At 35.1% G+C, this 1328-nt stretch carries 1 protein-coding gene and 1 pseudogene; both read right to left on the bottom strand.

The window, feature by feature from the left end; genetic code table 11:
* Window positions 1-96 precede the first annotated feature (96 nt).
* Complete coding sequence (locus F566_RS0100095; protein WP_020404957.1) at window positions 97-1026, bottom strand: retron St85 family RNA-directed DNA polymerase; 930 nt, start codon at window positions 1024-1026, stop codon at window positions 97-99.
* Window positions 1023-1328: pseudogene (locus F566_RS31365) on the bottom strand (hypothetical protein); the annotation flags it as partial. The gene F566_RS0100095 and the pseudogene F566_RS31365, both read right to left, overlap by 4 nt.

Raw genomic sequence — 1328 nt, 5'->3', positions numbered from 1 at the left:
CCAAAATGGCCGGAAAAACACTCTGAATATTCGGCCATATATCGTCGAGAGTTTGAATTACCTCAGAACCTTGGGGTTATTCAGACTCTCCTTAAGTTACTTGCGTTGGAATAAATTTTTTAGTACTTCATTACCGTACTTTTTAATTACAAAATTTTTGAAATCGGGATCAATGAAAAAAGCGTGTGCGAGGTGCCCACTCAGTTCCTCATACTTTTCTTTTGGTAAATTACCTTGCGAAAAATGATGAATCATAGAGGAGAGCAAACGTTTCTTTTCTCTACCAATCGACAATTTATTATCGTTTGTAATGGTTACTCCGGTGATGTGCCGGTTGTGTGCTTTTGAAGAAAAAATTGTTTTCGAATCATTTATTTTTATATTTTCAAGGCCACAATCATTCAATGTTTTCTTGACATTAGCCAATACATCAAATAGTGCATTCCTTTTATTTGTAGAGAAGCTAATATCATCTGCATATCTTGTATAAACAATTTTATTTCCTTGGCACCAACTATTTATGCTTTTGTCGAAGTCGTATAAGACGAAATTTGATATTAAAGGTGAGCTCGGTGCTCCGATACTCAGAGTTAGGCCTCCATCCCGTTCCTTCCGCCAGAAAAGAAGGTTCTTTAAAAGAAATTGATCCTTTTGCGAGTACTCTATTTTATGTTTTTTTAGCATAAAAAAGAAAATGTCTGGCGTTATTGAATAAAAGAAATCGCTAAAATCTATCTTTAAAAAGTATTTGTTATTAACATGCTGTTGGGCGTTGTCGCGTATACTTTTTCCTTTGATGTAGGCATACGCGTTGTCACTGACGGGCAGTAGCTGTTCAAGTTTTTCAACCAGAAGTCTTTGGATGTACTTTAATTCTTTTGAGGGGTGTGCAATTGTTCGAACGCCTTTTCCAGAACGCTTTTTTATTTGGTAGGTTTTATATCTACGTGAAGATGTGGATGCAAACTTGTAAAGAAGATCAGGTCCAACATACAATAACTCGGTCAAATACTCTTCAATATTCATTGCTGGTTACCTATTGCCTCGCGAATATGTTTCAAGGCAGTCATTCTCTTTCTCGAAGAGGAGTCTTCCTTTTTACCTATGAAAGCTTGAATTAACTTCATTCTGGCTTTACTGGCATCAAAGTCAGAAACTTTCCCTAGTGAAACCTTTTGCACTTTCTCATTAATAGGGTAGAAATAAGTAAAGCCTCCGTATCTAAATACATCTATCATGCTTAATTTTCTAATAAGGTATATGTATCTTGTTAACTCTGTCTGAGTGTGATCAATCTTTAAAATCTTTAAAATCTTTAAAATCTTTAA

The sequence above is a fragment of the Hahella ganghwensis DSM 17046 genome (assembly GCF_000376785.1).
GTDB classification, from domain to species: Bacteria; Pseudomonadota; Gammaproteobacteria; order Pseudomonadales; family Oleiphilaceae; genus Hahella; species Hahella ganghwensis.
The sequence above is the reverse complement of the archived record's forward strand: the minus strand, read 5'-3'. Positions and strand labels throughout refer to the sequence as shown.